Here is an 18,281-nt window from a genome sequence, read left to right on the forward strand (position 1 = left end):
CTATTAAAGGTATTTCACATCAACAACTTCGTATTCAACATCACCACTTGGCGTAGTGACCATCACGGCATCATCAACTTGCTTGCCAATCAAGGCGCGAGCAATCGGTGAGTTCACTGAAATCAAATTTTGCTTAATGTCAGCTTCATCATCACCAACGATGCGATAGGTCACTTCTTTATCGGTGCTGGTGTTATAGATGGTCACAGTAGCCCCGAAAATCACCTTACCTTGGTTAGGAACCTTGGTTACATCAATCACTTGAGCATTGGAAAGTTTTGCTTCAATTTCTTGAATGCGTCCCTCACAGAAGCCCTGCTGCTCTCGCGCCGCGTGATATTCAGCGTTTTCTTTCAAATCACCGTGTTCACGAGCATCGGCAATCGCCTGAATGATCCGTGGCCGGTCTTCTGATTTTAAACGCTGTAGTTCCTCCCGCAGCATCTCTGCGCCGCGGGTGGTCATTGGTATTTGACTCATTGTGCTAAAACCCTTTTGTGCAATGCTTGTAACGAATTAACGCGGGCGCGGTCGTCCGCGGTATTAGCCTTAACTGTGGCAAACGCTGCATTTAATGTGGTGGTATAAATAACTTTATTCAAGAGGGCTTCGCGACGAATATAAACCGAATCTTGAATCGCTTGGCGACCTTCGACGGTATTAATAATGTAGCTGTATTCACCGTTCTTGATAGCATCGACAATATTCGGCCGGCCCTCTTGTAGCTTGTTCACAACGGAGCAAGCTAAGCCCTCGTCGTTGAGTAGTTTGGCGGTGCCGCGGGTGGCTTCTAGAGAAAACCCAAGCCCAATAAGGCCGCGCGCCAACTCGAACAAACGACTTTTATCACTATCTCGCACTGAAAGTAAAGCTTTACCCGCTTTAGCTAAGGCTTCGCCAGCACCTAAGTTAGCTTTGGCATAGGCTTCTTCAAAGCTTTCGCCAACCCCCATAACCTCGCCGGTAGAGCGCATTTCTGGCCCACGAATGGGGTCTACCCCTTGGAACTTAGCAAAAGGTATCACCACTTCTTTAACCGAGTAGTAGGGTGGAATCACTTCTTTGGTAAAACCTTGGCTAGCCAGAGATTGTCCAACCATCACCCGCGCTGCGATTTTTGCTAACTGCAAGCCAGTCGCTTTAGATACAAACGGTACCGTGCGGGCTGCTCGCGGGTTAACTTCAATCAAATAAACTTCGTCGTCTTTAATCGCAAACTGGGCATTCATAAGGCCATTTACGCCTAATTCAAACGCCAACTTGCGCATTTGCTCACGCAGCTCGTCTTGAATCTTGTCACTTAACGAATAAGGCGGTAACGAACAGGCTGAGTCACCCGAGTGAACACCCGCTTGTTCGATGTGCTGCATGATGCCGCCGATTAACACATCTTGACCGTCACAAATGGCATCAACATCTACTTCAATGGCATTATCAAGGAAGCGATCCAGCAGCACCGGCGCAGAGTTAGAGACTTTCACCGCGTCAGTTAAATAGCGCAGTAAATCAGTTTCATCATAAACGATTTCCATCGCTCGTCCGCCTAACACATAAGACGGCCGCACTACCAACGGATAACCAATCCGATCGGCTTCGCGAAGGGCTTCGTCTACCTTGGTGACGGTTGAGTTTTCTGGCTGCTGCAGACCTAATCGACGCACCGCGTTTTGGAACCGTTCCCGGTCTTCTGCACGGTCAATGGCATCTGGCGATGTACCAATAATAGGCACGCCGTTAGCCTCAAGCTCACGCGCTAATTTTAACGGAGTTTGACCGCCATACTGCACAATCACGCCTTCTGGTTGTTCTACCCGAACAATCTCAAGGACGTCTTCTAGGGTGATAGATTCAAAATACAAGCGATCTGAGGTGTCATAGTCCGTGGATACGGTTTCTGGATTACAGTTGACCATAATGGTTTCGTAACCATCTTCACGCATGGCTAGCGCTGCGTGCACACAACAGTAATCAAACTCGATGCCTTGGCCGATACGGTTAGGGCCGCCACCAATCACCATGATTTTCTTGTTATTGGTAGGCGCTGCCTCGCATTCCTCGTCGTAGCTAGAATACATGTAGGCAGTATCAGACTTAAACTCCGCCGCACAAGTATCCACCCGCTTATACACCGGATGCACTGCTAAATCCCAACGTCGGCGACGGATTTCAGCTTCAGCAACATCCAATAAATCTGCAATACGCTTATCGGCAAAGCCTTTGCGCTTAAGCAAACGTAACGTGCGTTCATCTAAGCCAGCCATACCTAGCGTTTGAATCTCAGCTTCCAGCAGCACTAACTCTTCAATCTGAATCAGATACCATTCGTCAATGCGGGTCAGCTCAAACACTTCGCGCACTGTCATACCTAAACGGAACGCATCGGCAATATAGAAAATCCGCTCGGCGCCTGGCTCTTTAAGTTCACGAATCACTTTACCGCGGGCCGCAGGGTCGTTGACATCCACCATAGGATCAAAGCCAGACACACCAATTTCGAGTCCGCGCAACGCCTTCTGTAGAGATTCTTGCTGGTTACGACCAATCGCCATCACTTCGCCCACCGATTTCATCTGGGTGGTGAGACGGTCGTTACAACCGGCAAATTTCTCAAAGTTAAAGCGTGGGATCTTAGTCACGACGTAATCCAACGCTGGCTCAAACGAGGCTGGCGTTACGCCGCCGGTGATTTCATTTTCTAATTCATCCAGGGTATAACCTACCGCCAATTTAGCGGCTACTTTAGCAATCGGGAACCCTGTTGCTTTCGAGGCTAATGCAGATGAGCGCGATACCCGTGGGTTCATTTCGATAATAACCATACGTCCGGTATCTGGATCGATCCCAAACTGCACGTTTGAGCCCCCGGTTTCCACGCCAATTTCACGCAATACCGCCATCGCCGCATCACGCATCAGCTGATATTCTTTGTCGGTCAGGGTTTGCGCTGGGGCAACGGTAATAGAGTCACCAGTGTGGATGCCCATCGGGTCGAAGTTTTCGATGGCGCAGACAATAATGCAATTGTCTTTTTTGTCGCGCACCACTTCCATTTCATATTCTTTCCAACCAATCAATGACTCATCAATGAGCAATTCTTTAGTCGGTGATAAATCTAAGCCGCGCCGACAAATTTCTTCAAACTCATCGCGGTTATAAGCGATACCACCACCGCTGCCGCCCATGGTAAAGCTTGGGCGAATAATCACCGGAAAACCTAACCGTTCTTGAATTTCAAAGGCTTCTTGGAGGTTATGCGCAATTTCAGCATTTGGCGTTGCTAGGCCGATTTTTTTCATCGCTTTATCAAAACGATCACGGTCTTCCGCTTTGTCGATGGCATCTGCGTTAGCGCCAATCATTTCTACGTTATAACGCTCTAACACGCCGTGCTTGTCTAAATCTAGCGCACAATTGAGCGCAGTTTGTCCGCCCATGGTTGGCAAGATGGCATCTGGCCGTTCTACTTCGATGATTTTGGCAACCACTTCCCAATGAATCGGCTCGATGTAAGTGACATCAGCCATTTCTGGATCGGTCATGATAGTCGCTGGATTAGAGTTGACCAGGATAACTCGGTAACCCTCTTCACGCAGCGCCTTACAGGCTTGCGCGCCAGAATAATCAAACTCGCAGGCCTGGCCAATAACAATCGGCCCAGCGCCTAAAATCAGAATACTTTTGAGGTCGGTACGTTTTGGCATAATTATTGGCTCATCAATTCGATAAAGTGATCAAACAAGGGTGCGGCGTCATTCGGGCCCGGACTTGCCTCGGGATGCCCCTGAAAACTGAAGGCTTTCACATCGGTGCGCGCAATACCTTGTAAGGTGCCATCAAACAACGATTTGTGAGTCGCTTTAAGATGCGCAGGCAAGGTTGCCTCATCTACCGCAAACCCATGGTTCTGGCTGGTTATCATCACTCGACCAGTCGCTAAATCTTGTACGGGATGATTGGCACCATGATGGCCTAACTTCATTTTAATGGTGGTAGCACCACTGGCTAACGCCAACAATTGATGGCCCAAACAGATACCAAAAATCGGCACTTGTGCCGCAATAATTTCCTGAATAGCCTTGATGGCGTAATCGCACGGCTCAGGGTCGCCGGGGCCATTTGATAAAAATACTCCGTCCGGTTGCAGCGCTAACACGTCTGCCGCCGGAGTTTGCGCAGGTACCAAAGTCACTTTACAGCCACGATCCACTAACAAGCGCAAAATATTGCGTTTGCAGCCATAGTCGTAGGCGACCACATGAAACCGTTGCTCAGTTAATTCTTTAAAACCTTCACCTAAGCGCCAGCTGCCGCTGGTCCACTCCACTGGCGTACGAATGGTCACTTCTTTGGCTAAATCTAAGCCTTTTAATCCAGCAAAACCTTGTGCTAGTTCTAACGCCTTGGCTACGTTGATATCGCCGGCCATGATGCAGCCGTTTTGCGCACCTTTCTCACGGAGGATACGAGTTAGTTTGCGCGTATCGATATCAGCAATACCCACCACATTGCGTTGCCGTAGATAATCAGCTAACGATTGCTCGCGACGGAAATTACTGGCTTTAAGCGATAAATCTCGGATAACTAGGCCTTTAGCCCAAACTCGATTGGATTCTTCGTCTTCGTGATTAGTGCCGTAATTGCCGATGTGGGGATAAGTGAGGGTAACAATTTGTTCAGAATAAGAGGGGTCAGTAAGGATTTCTTGATAACCGGTCATGGCGGTATTAAAAACAACTTCACCAACCGCGGTTCCGCCGGCTCCTATTGCCGTGCCGTGAAAAACAGTTCCATCGGCAAGTACCAAAATGGCTTTACTTGCTGAGTGGCTCGCTAGAATACTCAAGGTTAACCTCCGTACATAAAAAAACGGGTGAATCAATAATTTGACTTCCCCGTTGATTACCTTGCACCAGCGTCTGGTATTTGGATTTTTAACCAGCCAAACACCTCTGGAGTGCGCGTTTCAGCTTGCCCGAAAACTTACTGGCAAATTGGCGGTATTCTACAGAAATATTAGCTTAACGTAAACCAGAAATTACTCTTTCAGTAAGCTTACAGAAGGTCTTGTAATAAGGCTTTTAATTGCAACATATCCGCCATGCTATAACGGCCGGCCGACTGCTGCTGCAGCCACTGTGCTGCTTGCACTGCACCTTGGGCAAAAATATGCCGGTCGCCAACCCGGTGAGTTAGCTCTAAGCGCTCGCCCGGCTGCGCAAATAAGACCGTGTGCTCACCAATAATATCGGCCGCTCGTACCACCGCAAAACCAATCGACCCAGGTTGACGTAAGCCATCGCCACGTACACCAGCACTAACATCAGTTAGCTCCACCCCGCGCCCTGCAGCTGCACTAGCACCTAAGGCCAGTGCGGTACCCGACGGACCATCGCGCTTGGCACTATGATGCGCTTCAATGATTTCAATATCCGTGTGCGGCAGAGCTGCCGCAGCGAGCTGCACCAGCTGTCGCAGTAACGTGATACCAACACTGGTGTTAGCTGCATACAATACCGGAATCTTTGTCGCTGCTTGATCGAGCGCCTGCTGATGGGATTCGCCCAAACCCGTCGTACACACCACAATGGGAACTTGTAATCGCTGCGCTAACGCTAAATTAGCCGACAGCGCTTGCGGTAAAGAGAAGTCAATAAGCACCTCAACTTGGCCGGCTTGCAGTTCATCGGCGTGCTGAAAGCAGACACCGCCATCAGCATCATTAGCGCGAATAGGTTGTCCATAACGGGACGACTGCTGACTTACCACAGCGGCGGTTACGGCGACCTCGAGACGTTTTGCCGCCACGATCACCGCCTGCCCCATGCGCCCACTGGCACCTAAAATACCTACTTTCAAACCCATCCGATAATCCTTCATGCGCTGTCGCCACAGCCTTAACTTGCTGAGCTTAACTTGCTTAGCTTAACTTGCCGAGCTTAGACTAAATGCCATCAATACTAGCCTAGTTGGGCCTTAGCGTCATCATCTGCGCTCTGTTGCTTGCGCCCCAACACCACTGCCACCGCCATATCACCGGTCACATTGGTTGCGGTACGCGCCATATCTATGATTCTGTCGATGGCCGCGATAAATGCAATCCCCTCTAACGGCAACCCAATCGCATTGAGGGTGACGGTTAACATCACCATCGCCGTACCTGGTACACCAGCCGTTCCTACCGACGCAAGCGTGGCAGTTAAGGTGATCAGCATATAGTCTGCCCAATCCAACGGAATGCCATAAATCTGTGCGATAAAGACCGCAGCAATGGCCGGATAAATCCCGCCACAACCGTCCATGTTAATGGTGGCACCAAGAGGTAACACAAAACTTGCATACTCTTTTTGGACACCTAGTTTTTCAGTGATAGCTTGGTGTGCGGCCGGAATCGTGCCAAAACTACTACAGGTTGTGAAGGCCACCAATTGCGCCGAAAACACCGATTTAAAAAAGAACCAAGGCGACATCCCTGCTAACCGTACCATGGTGCCGTACACCAACAGAATATGCAGTAAACAGGCGAGATAAATGGCTCCAATAAAAGCGGCCAAAGGGGTTAAGCTGGCTAATCCGTAGTGGCCCACCACCCACGCCATTAACCCTAAGACCCCAAACGGGGTCAGTTCTAACACCATTTTGGTGATCCGATACATCACCTGTGCACCGGCGCTCATCACCGCGGCTACCGGCTTAGCGACCTCACCCAACTGATTGATGGCTACCCCCACCAACGCGGCAAACACCACGATTTGAATCACGTTACCCTCAGCCAAAGCAGCAAACGGATTGGTCGGAATAAAACTCAACAGTACCTCAATGGGCCCAGGCACTACTTTCGGTTCATAGTTACTATCGGCGACTAAATCAGGTGACGGAGTAATATCCAATAACTGTGCTACCGATAGCCCAATGACACTGGCAATAACAGCTGTAAGTAAGAACAAACCTATGGTTTGCATCCCAATTTTACCAGCCTTTTCGCCACTACCTAACTGTAAAATAGCACTCACAATGGCAAAGAAAATCAGTGGCGCCACCAACATCTTTAACGCATTGATAAAGAGCGTTCCCAGCGGCCGCAACGCTTGCGCAATGTCAGGATGAATCACACCAATCAGCACGCCCAGTGCAAAAGCACCCAGCACGCGTTGCCAGAAGGGAATTGCAAACCAAGCCTTAATCATAACACCTCATTAGTTCATCGCAGCTACCAGCAACCAGCCAGCCGCCGCCAAAAAGTACTTTGCATGCTGATATTCTACTAACGCTGTGAGCAAAGCTTTAGTCCAATCTCGACTTACATATAACCGAAATGAGATGTACCGAGATAAGGTTAAGAGAATGCCGTTAGACGATGAGCCTTCCGTGGCTACTAGAATTAGAGTTTGCAGTTGGCTTTAGGGGCACTTTGATAGACGCCCATCACCTCAGGAGCATAGGCTTCAATAGCATCAATGCGAGATTGGGGTGAAGGGTGTGTCGATAAAAATTCAGGCCCGCCGGCGCCGCTTACACGCGCCATGTTTCGCCATAGATCCGCCGCCGCAGCGGGATTGTAGCCAGCTGCAGCCATGTAATCCAGGCCCAGCTGGTCGGCTTCGCTTTCATGTACCCGTGAGTAAGGCAACAGCACTCCTAGCTGGGTGCCAATACCTAAGGCCGCCATCACTAAGGCAGCATCTTTGTCTTCTAGCTTAGTTGAAGCTACCACGGCACCTATTTGCAAGCCTAGCCCCACGGCAAACTGATTCGACATGCGCTCGTTACCATGGTCGGCGATCACGTGCGCAATTTCATGCCCGATCACCGCCGCCAATTGATCTGGAGTTTCGGCAACTTTCAGTAAGCCCGTGTACACGCCAATGTTTTCGCCCGGTAGGGCAAACGCATTCACATCATCACTGGCAAATAGATTCACTTCCCAGGTTTTACTGCGCCAAGGTTCAGGTAGCACGGCCAACAAGTCATTAGCCACACAGCGTACGTAATTAACCTCACGGGTGTTAGTGCTAAGTGGCTGCTGTTGTTTCAGCTCAGCATAACTTTGGTCGCCTAACGAGGCAATTTCGCCGCTCGAGAACATAATCAATTGCTTACGTCCGGTCGGCGATTGCGTGCAGGCAACCAACAAACTAATCACTACGGTTAAGCTTAGTGCTATTTTCATCCAGCGCATAAGAGGTGCTCCCTGACTATTCTGAATGGCTCAGAAATCTGCTGCTAGCATCAGCTTAACCGCAGTTGTACTAGCCGCGCAAGTCATCAAAGAATTTACGCACGCCGTCAAAAAAGCCTTTTTCTTTGGGACGATACTTAGCAGCTTCGTCGCCACTACCCATCGACTCTTCTAACTCGGCTAGTAACTCACGTTGACGCTCTGACAAATTCACTGGGGTTTCGATAACCACCTTACAAATCAAATCGCCAACAGCACCGGTGCGCACGGATTTAACGCCCTTACCACGCAGGCGTAATAACTTACCTGTTTGGGTTTCGGCCGGTACTTTCAGTTTTACTTTGCCTTCTAGCGTCGGCACCTCGATGTCGCCACCTAAGGCAGCTCGAGTAAAGCTAATCGGCACTTCGCAGTACAGATTATTGCCGTCACGCGCAAAAATCTTGTGTTCACGCACATGCACTTGCACGTACAAATCACCCGCCGGAGCGCCCATTTCGCCGGCTTCACCCTCACCACTTAAGCGGATCCGGTCACCGGTATCAACACCAGCTGGAATTTTCACCGACAAGGTCTTGGTGCGTTCCACTCGGCCTTCACCATGACAGGTGCGGCATGGATCTTTAATCACCTTACCGCGGCCACGACAATGGGGACAAGGTTGTTGGACGGCAAAAAAGCCTTGGCGCATTTGAATATGGCCACTGCCATGGCAATGACCACAGGTTTCAGCGCTAGAGCCAGCTCGCGCGCCGCTACCATGACAGTCGTCACAGGTACTTAATTTAGGAATTTTCAGCTCAACTTCTTTACCGCGTACCGCCTCTTCTAAGCTTAGCTCTAGGTTGTAGCGTAAGTCGGCTCCCCGTTGCGGTTGCGCATGGCCACGTCGACCACCACCGCCAAAAATGTCACCGAACACATCACCAAAAATATCCCCAAAATCAGCACCGCCACCGCCGCCGCCAAAGCCACCTTGACCTTGTTCAAAAGCTGCATGACCATACTGATCGTAAGCCGCGCGCTTTTGCGGATCACTGAGAATTTCGTAGGCCGCTTTAACTTCTTTAAACTTGGTTTCGAGGTCTTTATCACCTTTGGTACGATCCGGGTGATACTTCATCGCTAACCGCTTATAGGCCTTTTTGATGTCGCGTTCGCTGGCATCTTTACTTACTTCCAGCACTTCATATAAATCTATTTTCGACATAATGGTGTGATTTCCACGTTCCTTTTATATCCTGCCTGATACAAGTACACGGAGGCCACCTAGCGGCAACCCCCGTGTGCTTTCTATCACCAACACCCGGTGGGCGGGTTATTATTTCTTGTCGTCTTTCACTTCTTCAAATTCAGCGTCGACAACATCATCAGCATCTTTCTGGCTGTTACCAGCGTCGGCATCGCCACCTTGCTGCTGAGCTTTCGCTTGTGCTGCTTCCATCAACTTACCAGAAGCTTCAATCAAAGCTTGCTGCTTGGCTTCAATCTCAGCTTTGTCGGTACCTTTGATGGCTGTTTCCAGCTCGCTCAAGGCAGTTTCAACCGCTTCTTTATCTGCCGCAGCCAACTCCGCACCAACTTCTTCTAACTGCTTACGGGTAGCATGTACCAGCGCATCAGCTTGGTTACGAACCTGCACCATTTCTTCAAATTTACGATCTTCTTCAGCGTTAGCTTCAGCGTCACGTACCATTTTTTCTACTTCTTCATCACTTAAGCCAGAAGAAGCTTTGATGGTGATTTTCTGCTCTTTACCTGTGTCTTTATCTTTCGCTGACACATGCAGGATACCGTCCGCATCAATATCGAAGGTGACTTCAATCTGTGGCTGGCCGCGCATCGCTGCACGAATACCTTCCAGATTAAATTGCCCCAACGATTTGTTGTCAGCCGCACGCTTACGCTCACCCTGCAACACATGAATCGTTACTGCCTGCTGATTATCTTCAGCCGTTGAGAAGGTCTGTGATTGCTTGGTCGGAATCGTGGTGTTCTTCTCAATCAGCTTAGTCATCACACCACCCATGGTTTCAATACCCAGTGATAATGGCGTTACGTCTAACAACAACACATCTTTCACATCGCCTTGCAATACGCCCGCTTGTACCGCAGCACCTACGGCTACCGCTTCGTCAGGGTTGACATCACGACGCGGCTCTTTACCAAAGAAGTCGGTCACTGCTTGCTGTACTTTTGGCATCCGGGTTTGACCGCCCACCAAAATAATGTCGTTGATGTCGCTTACTGACAAATCAGCATCTTTTAGCGCTTGTTTCACTGGCTCTAACGACTTGGCAATCATGTCTTCAACCAAAGATTCCAATTTAGCGCGAGTTACTTTAATGGCTAAGTGCTTAGGCCCAGTGGCATCAGCAGTAATGTACGGCAAGTTAACTTCCGTTTGCTGTGCTGATGACAACTCAATTTTAGCTTTTTCAGCAGCTTCTTTAAGACGCTGCATCGCCAGCGGATCTTTACGTAAATCAATGCCTTGATCTTTGTTGAACTGCTCAACCAAGTAGTTGATCAAACGGTTATCAAAGTCTTCACCACCAAGGTGGGTATCACCATTGGTCGCTAATACTTCAAAGGTCATTTCGCCTTCTACTTGGTCAATCTCAATGATTGAGATATCGAAAGTACCACCACCTAAGTCGTACACTGCGATAACGTTATCGCCTTGCTTCTTGTCCATACCGTAGGCTAATGCTGCTGCGGTTGGCTCGTTGATAATACGCTTCACTTCTAAGCCCGCGATACGACCAGCATCTTTGGTTGCTTGACGCTGTGCATCGTTAAAGTAAGCCGGCACGGTAATAACTGCTTCGGTTACTTTCTCACCCAAGAAATCTTCGGCAGTTTTCTTCATCTTCTTCAGAATTTCTGCTGAGATTTGTGGTGGCGCTTTTTTGTCGTCGTTAATTTGTACCCACGCATCGCCGTTTTCTGCTTCAACGATTTTGAATGGCATGATGCCGATATCACGTTGTACTTCTTCGTCTTTAAAACGACGACCAATCAGGCGCTTAATTGCGAATAAGGTTTTGTTCGCATTAGTGACCGCTTGGCGTTTTGCCGGCGCACCTACTAACACTTCACCATCATCAGTAAAAGCTACTACTGATGGCGTGGTACGATCGCCTTCCGCGTTTTCAATGACGCGTGCTTTGTCACCATCAAGTACTGCAACACAAGAGTTGGTAGTACCTAAATCGATGCCGATAATTTTACCCATAATTTTCTTCTCCAACTAAATCTTAAAAAACAGGTTTGATAACTTTAATATGGGGCGGCTTTAAGCCTTTTCAATACCCCTAAAAAGCTTATTGTTAATTTTTTACCACCATCACCATGGCTGGACGCAGTAAGCGGCCACTTAGGGTGTAGCCTTTTTGCATCACCGCCAAAATGGTGTTGTTGTCTTGGTCTGCCGATGGCTGCATCGCCATGGCTTGGTGCAGTTCAGGGTTAAAAGCTTCGCCAATTACACCCACCGCTTCTACCCCAAATTTGTTTAAAGTGCTGAGTAGCCCCTTGTGGGTTAACTCAATCCCTTCTAAAAAGTTTTGATTAATACTTTCTGCCTGGGCTGCAATCTCGAGAGCGCGCTCTAAGTTGTCTACCGTGGTAATGATTTCGTTGGCAAACTTTTCCAGAGCAAACTTATGCGCCTTCTCAACATCTTGGGCTGCCCGGCGCCGAATATTCTCCATCTCAGCTACCGCACGCACGGCACGATCATTGGCATCAGTCACACGTTGCTCAGCTTGGCTCAAGGCCAGCTCCAACTCACCGAGCCGATCGCTAGCGTTGCTCGTGGCATCTGCGGCTTGCTCTTGCTCCACGTCTTGCTCCTGTTCAGCCGCTTGCTCTAGCTCTTGCTCTTGCTCTAGCTCTTGCTCTTGCTCTTGCTCTTGCTCTAGCTCTGGCTGCTGTGGGTTCTGTGCTGCATCATTTTTAGTCATGTTTGGCTACTCTCACTGTCATGGCACTTGCGTGACACTTACGTGGCACTATCATCAATTCACAACCAAAATGTTAGTTGGTGTGATATAACTTAACTTGCAGCTGTTAATGGGGGCATCTAACCTCGATTCAAGAGTTGCGTTACAAAAAACCGCAGAATTACAGGGAAATTTATGTCGCAGCGTGACCATCAACCGTTTCAAACCATCGCCTTGCTGGGCAAAGTTAATCACGAAGCTACTCGTACCACCTTATTCACTCTAGAACAAAGCCTACTCAAGCTGGGTTATCAAGTGATTATTGAGAGTCGCACTGCCGAGCAGCTAAGTGGTACTCAAGCGCGCGTGATGTCGCTGTTAGAGCTAGGCCAACACGCCGATCTGGCGATTGTTGTGGGTGGTGATGGCAACATGCTTGGTGCGGCACGAATTCTTTGTGATTTCGATATCGGGGTGATTGGCGTGAATCGCGGCAACTTAGGTTTTCTAACGGACCTTGACCCTGACCATGTGCTTGAGCAACTCAAAGCAGTATTAGCCGGCGACTACCAAACTGAACAGCGCTTTTTGCTACAAACCGAAGTCATCCACCATGGCCAAACTAAGGCCGTAGGACGCGCTATTAACGAAGTAGTACTGCACTCAGACAAAGTGGCTCACATGATCGAATTTGAAGTGTACGTGGATAATCAGTTTGTCTATTCACAACGCTCGGATGGTTTGATTATTAGCACCCCCACCGGCTCTACTGCCTATTCGTTATCTGGCGGCGGCCCTATCGTCGTTCCTAACCTCCATGCCATTAGTTTAGTGCCGATGTTTCCACATACCTTAAGCAGTCGCCCGATTGTGGTCGATGCTACCAGTACCATCAAGCTGCGGGCAGCGACAGATAATGATGATCTACAATTATCCTGCGATGGCCATGTGCGCATGAAAGTTGCTGCCGGCGACGAAGTCATTATTCAGCAGCACCCCCATAAATTATGCTTAGTGCACCCGCACGACCACAGTTATTTTAGAGTGTTGCGCAACAAGCTAGGCTGGGGTAGCCGACTGTTCTAGTGGCTTGGCTTAGGCGCTGCTGCAGAATTTTTAGGCAGCACTTGCATTACTGTATAAATACTGTATAACTACTGTATATTATCACAGTATCTGAGGTGACCTATGTTGCTCCATTTGCATATTCGTAATTTAGCTGTTGTACGTCATTTAGACATAGACTTTGCTGCAGGCATGTCTGCCATTACTGGCGAAACTGGCGCCGGAAAATCCATTGCCCTCGATGCCTTAGGTTTATGTTTGGGCGACCGTGCTGACGTTGAACTCATTCGCACAAGCGCTGATAAAGCTGAAGTAAGTGCAAGCTTTCAACTCGGTGCCAGCGCTAGCCCTGCCATCCAGTGGCTAGCAGAACAAGAGCTAAACGAAGAAGCTGATGCCGATGCCAGCCACATAAGTTGTGTCATTCGCCGCGTGATTACCCGCGAGGGCCGCTCCAAAGCTTGGATCAACGGCCGCCCTGCTACCGTGGGCCAACTCAAGCAACTGGCGCCACTGTTAGTCAACATTCATGGTCAGCACGAACACCAATTATTGACCCGACCGGAGCATCAGTTGCAATTGCTTGATGCTTACGCCCGTCACCAACAACATCTAGATGCGGTGCAGCAGGCCTATCAGCAGTGGTACCAACTGCGCAAACAACAAAAGCAGCTACAACAGCAGCAACAAGATATTGCCGCACGCAGTCAGCTGTTGCGCTACCAAGTCAGTGAGCTGAACGAGTTTGCTCTAGGCGAAGACGAATACGCAGAACTAGAGGCGCAACATAAGCGTTTGGCCAATAGTGCCAGCCTCATTGAAGATTCTGGCTTCGCCCTCAATGCCATCTTTGATGGTGAACATAATAACGCCTACAGTTTGTTGCAAAACGCCCTAACCCGGTTAGAGCAACAACTAGAGACCGATGCTAATTTGCAACAAGCGGTACGTTTGCTCCGCGATGCCAGTGTGCAAGTGGAAGAAGCAGCACGTGAACTGCGTGATTATCAAGACCACATTGAACTTGACGATGAGCAATTAGCTAACGCTGAACAACGGGTTACCCAAACGCTACAGTTGGCTCGCAAGCATCAGCTCGACCCAACTCAACTTTATCAGCACCATCAACAATTAGCGCAAGAGTTAGCAGATCTCGAGTCCATGCAGAGCGCATCTGAACACATCGATGAGCAAGTGGAGCAAGCAGCTAAAAGCTACCGACAAGCGGCTGCCACTTTGTCGGCAAGCCGTGAGCAAGCCGCCACTGAACTTAGTCAGCGTATCGCCACCAGCATGCAGCAACTTAATATGCCCCATGGTCGATTCGTCATTCAAGTGACTCATCAGGCGCAAGCGCCAGCAACAAAACTAGGTACCGATGAGGTTTGCTTTATGGTGACCACGAACCCAGGCCAACCGTTACAAGCCCTAGCAAAAATTGCTTCAGGCGGTGAATTATCGCGAATTAGCTTAGCTATTCAGGTAATTACTGCCAGCCAACTAACCACCCCGACCTTGATGTTCGACGAAGTGGATGTAGGTGTTAGCGGCGCTACCGCAGCCACGGTAGGTAAATTATTACGCCAGTTAGGGGAATCAAATCAGGTTATCTGTGTCACACATTTACCTCAGGTGGCCGCAAAAGCTCACCAACAATTACGGGTAGATAAGGTAACAGATGGTGCCAGTACCGAGACACACATGGTACGATTAGACTCTGAAGCGCGTGTCATTGAACTAGCACGCTTACTTGGTGGTGATGAAATAACCGCAGCAACGAAAGCTAATGCAGCTGAATTACTTGCGGTTGGCAGCTAGCTTTGTTTATTATCGCCCTAGACTAAAATTTTAATAGCAGGTGTTATGAAAGCATTAATTATTGCAGGGACTATAATCTTTTTAAGTGGCTGTTCAGTATTAGATAAATTGGTTTATCGAATTGACATTCCACAGGGTAATTACTTAGAACAACGAGACATTGACCAGCTTCGCGTGGGGATGTCGAAAGAACAAGTGGTTTACGTGGTTGGCAAACCAGTAGCAGATAACCCCTACAATAACGATGTGTGGTTTTACGTTTTTGACATGAATGCAGGTAACGGAACCAGTTATCAACAAAAAATGATTTTACGCTTCGAAGATAACCTGTTGGTATCTTATGAAGGCGATTATGACCGCCCGAAAGACTTCGATACGCCGCTGGAACAATAGACCCTCTGTGGGCCCAGGGTTATCAAGCAACACTGGGCCGACAATTTAAGGTGAGGGATGACAACACCATTGCAGCCTACAACCACTGAGACACGCCTTATTTTAGATGATAGTGCTATCATCAAAAGTCCGGCAGATACTCGTAGCTATCAGATCATTGAACTACCCAACCAATTACGTTGTGTGTTGGTGCACGATCAGACAGCCAACCAAAGCAGTGCGGCACTAGCCGTAGGGGTAGGTCATTTTCACGATCCTCAGGCCACGCAAGGCCTAGCCCACTTACTTGAGCACATGTTATTTTTAGGGACTGAGGGCTATCCTGATGCCCAAGGTTTTCAGTCCTATATCAGCGCTCACGGCGGTAGCCATAATGCTTGGACTGGCACCGAATACAGCAATTATTACTTCAGCATCAATCAGCAGTATTTTGCCCCCGCGTTAGATCGTTTCATCCGCTTTTTCTATGAACCCTTGTTACAGCAAGATTGGGTCGAAAAAGAACTGCAATCGATTGAAGCTGAATTTCACCTAAAACGAAACGATGAATTGCGCCGTTTGTATCAAGTGCACAAAGCCACGGCCAACCCTAAGCATCCTTTTACCAAATTTTCAGTAGGCAACCTAAGTACCCTTACCAACACCAAAGAGAGGCCGCTCAGCGCTGCTTTGCAGCAATTTTTTAAACGCTGGTATTGTGCCAAACGTATGACCCTAGTGCTGTGTGGGCCACAATCCTTAGCTGAATTACAACAGCTTGCTGAGCTTCACGGTAGCCGCATTCCAAGTGGGTGCGCCGATGCCTTATTACTAGACGAGCCGCTCTATGAAGCAGAACAGCTGGGGCTGATGGTTCAAGTGAAACCACTTAAAGAAGCCCAACGGCTGATTTTAACCTTTGCCCTGCCGGGTATCGATGACGATTATGCTAATAAAACCACCAGCTTTTTGGCTCATCTACTGGGCTATGAAGGGCAACAAAGTCTGCTGAGTTATTTGCGCGAACACAATTGGGTGAACTCGTTAGCCGCCGGCGGTGGGATTAGTGGCGGTAATTTCAAAGATTTTAATATCAACATGCAGCTAACCAACCAAGGGTTAACCCACATTGATGATATTATTGCAGCTGTGTTCAGTTATCTGCAGCTCATTGCCAACGAAGGGTTACAAGCTTGGCGCTACAACGAACGCCGAGTGAGCGTCATGAACGCCTTCAATTACCAAGAGCCAGCGAAATTAAGCGATATTGCACCTCAGCTAGCCATTAATCTACATCACTACTGCGCTGAAGATATTATTTTTGGTGACTACCGCATGGATGGTTTGTTTTTACCGAAAATCCGCAACTTTCTGGCCTTGATGAACTCGCACAACATGCGGGTAACCTTGATTCATCAGCAGCTTGAGACCGATCAGGTTGAACCAATTTACGGAACTCATTACCGCGTCTCTGCGTTGACGCCCGCACAACATCAACGCTTCGCTCAGCCGGCGCCGATAGCTGCGCAATTACCGCAAGCGAATCCCTATTTGAGCACACCTTGGCAGTTACAACATCCTCCAACTGAGACCGACTCTAAGCGGCTGCTGCAGCCTGATTGTCAGCAAGTTACGTCGGCATTGCAGCATTGGCATTTAACCGATACCAGTTTTAAGCAACCCAAAGCTCATGTTTATTGTGGCTTTTATCTGCCCCAAGTGATTCAGTCTGCGCAGCATTTTGCGAACGCCCGCTTATGGTGTGAGCTGATGCTCGATGTGCTCAATGAAGAATGCTACGATGCGGAAATTGCTGGGCTTAATTTTAATTTATACCCGCAACAGCAAGGGTTAACCTTGCATGTATCAGGGCCCGCACAGTACGTGCCTCAATTACTGCAGGATATTCTAGGGTATTTGCACCAAGCAACCAGCAGCTCGAATGCACAATTACTCGTGCCGCAACGCTGGGCTAATTTGCGCCAACGTCTAATCACCAACTGGCGCCAAGCCTTGCTGCATAAACCACTGAATTTACTCTTCACCCATCTGAACGTGCAGTTACAGCCCCATACTTTTTCGGTGCAAGATCTAGCCAAACAATTAGAAGCTAGCGATTTTGCGACCTTCATCGATGCCGGCCAGCAAATGTTTAGCCAAGCCAGCGTCGAACTCTTTAGTCATGGTGATCTGCGTCCTGACCAATTGCAAGCGGTACTGCAACAATTGCAACAGCTCCCCCTAGCGGCACAGATGCAGCGCGCAAATTTAACGCCCTACCGGTTTGCCCAGCTAGACCCCGCGCCAGCGCTAGTCACTCAGCATCAAGACCATGCGCTGCTGGCGGTGCTGCAAAGTAGCTCAAACACCACTCAAGCTCAAGCCAGCTTTATGCTGTTGCAGTATTTTCTGAACCCGCGCTTGTTTAGTGCCTTGCGTACCGAGCAACAGCTAGGTTATCTGGTGGGCAGCAGTTACATGCCGCTGCAACAGGTACCGCATTTGATGCTCTACGTACAATCCACCAAGTATCCGCATCAGCACTTACAACAAGCCATGAATGATTACTTAAAGGTGTTTGCTGAGCAATTAGCACACATTGATAGCACTGAATTCAGCAAGGCGCAGCGGGCTATTACCCAACAACTTACTGAGAATGACGCATCTCTGCGTGCGCGGAGTCAAAGGTTGTGGAGCTCTATTACTCAACAAGATGAAAATTTCTCGAGATTACAAGTCATAGCAACGAGTTTAGCGAGCTTGACCTTGAATGACATCCACGCGGAATACCAACAGTTAACCAACAATCCAACACAACAGATGTTTCTAGTTAGCCATCCACAGAGCTTTGACAGCTCGGCATAAATTGTTTAATTTGTTTATCTCTTAAGAACAAGAAGAGC

General features: G+C 48.8%; 13 protein-coding genes. 4 read left to right on the forward strand and 9 right to left on the reverse strand.

The window, feature by feature from the left end:
- Nucleotides 1-3 precede the first annotated feature (3 nt).
- The 9 genes from greA to grpE all read right to left on the reverse strand — a co-directional run bounded on the left by greA (nt 4) and on the right by grpE (nt 12,144).
- The gene (gene greA, locus NOG12_RS03730; protein WP_110074803.1) at nt 4-480 is read right to left on the reverse strand and encodes a transcription elongation factor GreA; all 477 of its coding nucleotides are present in this window, start codon (nt 478-480) and stop codon (nt 4-6) included.
- Nucleotides 477-3,701, reverse strand: coding sequence for a carbamoyl-phosphate synthase large subunit (gene carB / locus NOG12_RS03735; RefSeq protein ID WP_153825787.1), 3,225 nt, complete (start codon nt 3,699-3,701; stop codon nt 477-479). Before carB ends, greA begins: the two co-directional genes overlap by 4 nt.
- A 2-nt stretch (nt 3,702-3,703) precedes the next feature.
- Nucleotides 3,704-4,843, reverse strand: a complete 1,140-nt coding sequence (carA, locus tag NOG12_RS03740) for a glutamine-hydrolyzing carbamoyl-phosphate synthase small subunit (protein WP_110074805.1) — start codon at nt 4,841-4,843, stop codon at nt 3,704-3,706.
- Between the two features lie 209 nt (nt 4,844-5,052).
- Complete coding sequence (gene dapB / locus NOG12_RS03745; protein ID WP_153825788.1) at nt 5,053-5,862, reverse strand: 4-hydroxy-tetrahydrodipicolinate reductase; 810 nt, start codon at nt 5,860-5,862, stop codon at nt 5,053-5,055.
- A gap of 95 nt (nt 5,863-5,957) precedes the next feature.
- On the reverse strand, nt 5,958-7,184 hold the full coding sequence (locus NOG12_RS03750) for a dicarboxylate/amino acid:cation symporter (RefSeq protein WP_110074807.1): 1,227 nt from the start codon (nt 7,182-7,184) through the stop codon (nt 5,958-5,960).
- Between the two features lie 194 nt (nt 7,185-7,378).
- Complete coding sequence (locus NOG12_RS03755; RefSeq protein WP_110074808.1) at nt 7,379-8,176, reverse strand: M48 family metallopeptidase; 798 nt, start codon at nt 8,174-8,176, stop codon at nt 7,379-7,381.
- Between the two features lie 70 nt (nt 8,177-8,246).
- Entirely contained in the window at nt 8,247-9,386 is a 1,140-nt protein-coding gene (gene dnaJ, locus NOG12_RS03760; RefSeq protein WP_110074809.1) for a molecular chaperone DnaJ, read from the reverse strand.
- Nucleotides 9,387-9,497: 111 nt separating this feature from the next.
- Nucleotides 9,498-11,414 carry a molecular chaperone DnaK gene (gene dnaK / locus NOG12_RS03765; RefSeq protein WP_110074810.1) on the reverse strand — a complete coding sequence of 639 codons (1,917 nt, stop codon included), beginning with the start codon at nt 11,412-11,414 and terminating at the stop codon, nt 9,498-9,500.
- 94 nt (nt 11,415-11,508) lie between these two features.
- Complete coding sequence (gene grpE, locus NOG12_RS03770) at nt 11,509-12,144, reverse strand: nucleotide exchange factor GrpE (protein ID WP_313932438.1); 636 nt, start codon at nt 12,142-12,144, stop codon at nt 11,509-11,511.
- Between the two features lie 174 nt (nt 12,145-12,318).
- On the opposite strand from grpE, the gene nadK reads away from it, so the two are divergent.
- From nadK to NOG12_RS03790, 4 genes are all read left to right on the forward strand, one after another.
- The gene (nadK, locus tag NOG12_RS03775) at nt 12,319-13,209 is read left to right on the forward strand and encodes an NAD(+) kinase (RefSeq protein ID WP_110074812.1); all 891 of its coding nucleotides are present in this window, start codon (nt 12,319-12,321) and stop codon (nt 13,207-13,209) included.
- Between the two features lie 102 nt (nt 13,210-13,311).
- Nucleotides 13,312-15,006, forward strand: coding sequence for a DNA repair protein RecN (gene recN / locus NOG12_RS03780; RefSeq protein ID WP_153825793.1), 1,695 nt, complete (start codon nt 13,312-13,314; stop codon nt 15,004-15,006).
- Nucleotides 15,007-15,051: 45 nt separating this feature from the next.
- Complete coding sequence (locus NOG12_RS03785; protein ID WP_110074814.1) at nt 15,052-15,399, forward strand: outer membrane protein assembly factor BamE; 348 nt, start codon at nt 15,052-15,054, stop codon at nt 15,397-15,399.
- Between the two features lie 57 nt (nt 15,400-15,456).
- Nucleotides 15,457-18,243 (forward strand): insulinase family protein, encoded by a 2,787-nt coding sequence (locus NOG12_RS03790; RefSeq protein ID WP_313932439.1) that lies wholly within the window; start codon nt 15,457-15,459, stop codon nt 18,241-18,243.
- Nucleotides 18,244-18,281 lie beyond the last annotated feature (38 nt).

This window comes from Pseudidiomarina fusca (genome assembly GCF_032227045.1).
In the GTDB taxonomy this organism is placed as follows: Bacteria; Pseudomonadota; Gammaproteobacteria; order Enterobacterales; family Alteromonadaceae; genus Pseudidiomarina; species Pseudidiomarina fusca.

Bases quoted from the DNA above. Each gene is read 5' to 3' on its own strand.
- dapB (WP_153825788.1), bottom strand. From the start codon at position 5,862: ATGGGTTTGAAAGTAGGTATTTTAGGTGCCAGTGGGCGCATGGGGCAG.
- carB (WP_153825787.1), bottom strand. From the start codon at position 3,701: ATGCCAAAACGTACCGACCTCAAAAGTATTCTGATTTTAGGCGCTGGG.
- NOG12_RS03750 (WP_110074807.1), bottom strand. From the start codon at position 7,184: ATGATTAAGGCTTGGTTTGCAATTCCCTTCTGGCAACGCGTGCTGGGT.
- NOG12_RS03785 (WP_110074814.1), top strand. From the start codon at position 15,052: ATGAAAGCATTAATTATTGCAGGGACTATAATCTTTTTAAGTGGCTGT.
- dnaK (WP_110074810.1), bottom strand. From the start codon at position 11,414: ATGGGTAAAATTATCGGCATCGATTTAGGTACTACCAACTCTTGTGTT.
- recN (WP_153825793.1), top strand. From the start codon at position 13,312: ATGTTGCTCCATTTGCATATTCGTAATTTAGCTGTTGTACGTCATTTA.
- NOG12_RS03755 (WP_110074808.1), bottom strand. From the start codon at position 8,176: ATGCGCTGGATGAAAATAGCACTAAGCTTAACCGTAGTGATTAGTTTG.
- dnaJ (WP_110074809.1), bottom strand. From the start codon at position 9,386: ATGTCGAAAATAGATTTATATGAAGTGCTGGAAGTAAGTAAAGATGCC.
- grpE (WP_313932438.1), bottom strand. From the start codon at position 12,144: ATGACTAAAAATGATGCAGCACAGAACCCACAGCAGCCAGAGCTAGAG.
- NOG12_RS03790 (WP_313932439.1), top strand. From the start codon at position 15,457: ATGACAACACCATTGCAGCCTACAACCACTGAGACACGCCTTATTTTA.
- greA (WP_110074803.1), bottom strand. From the start codon at position 480: ATGAGTCAAATACCAATGACCACCCGCGGCGCAGAGATGCTGCGGGAG.
- nadK (WP_110074812.1), top strand. From the start codon at position 12,319: ATGTCGCAGCGTGACCATCAACCGTTTCAAACCATCGCCTTGCTGGGC.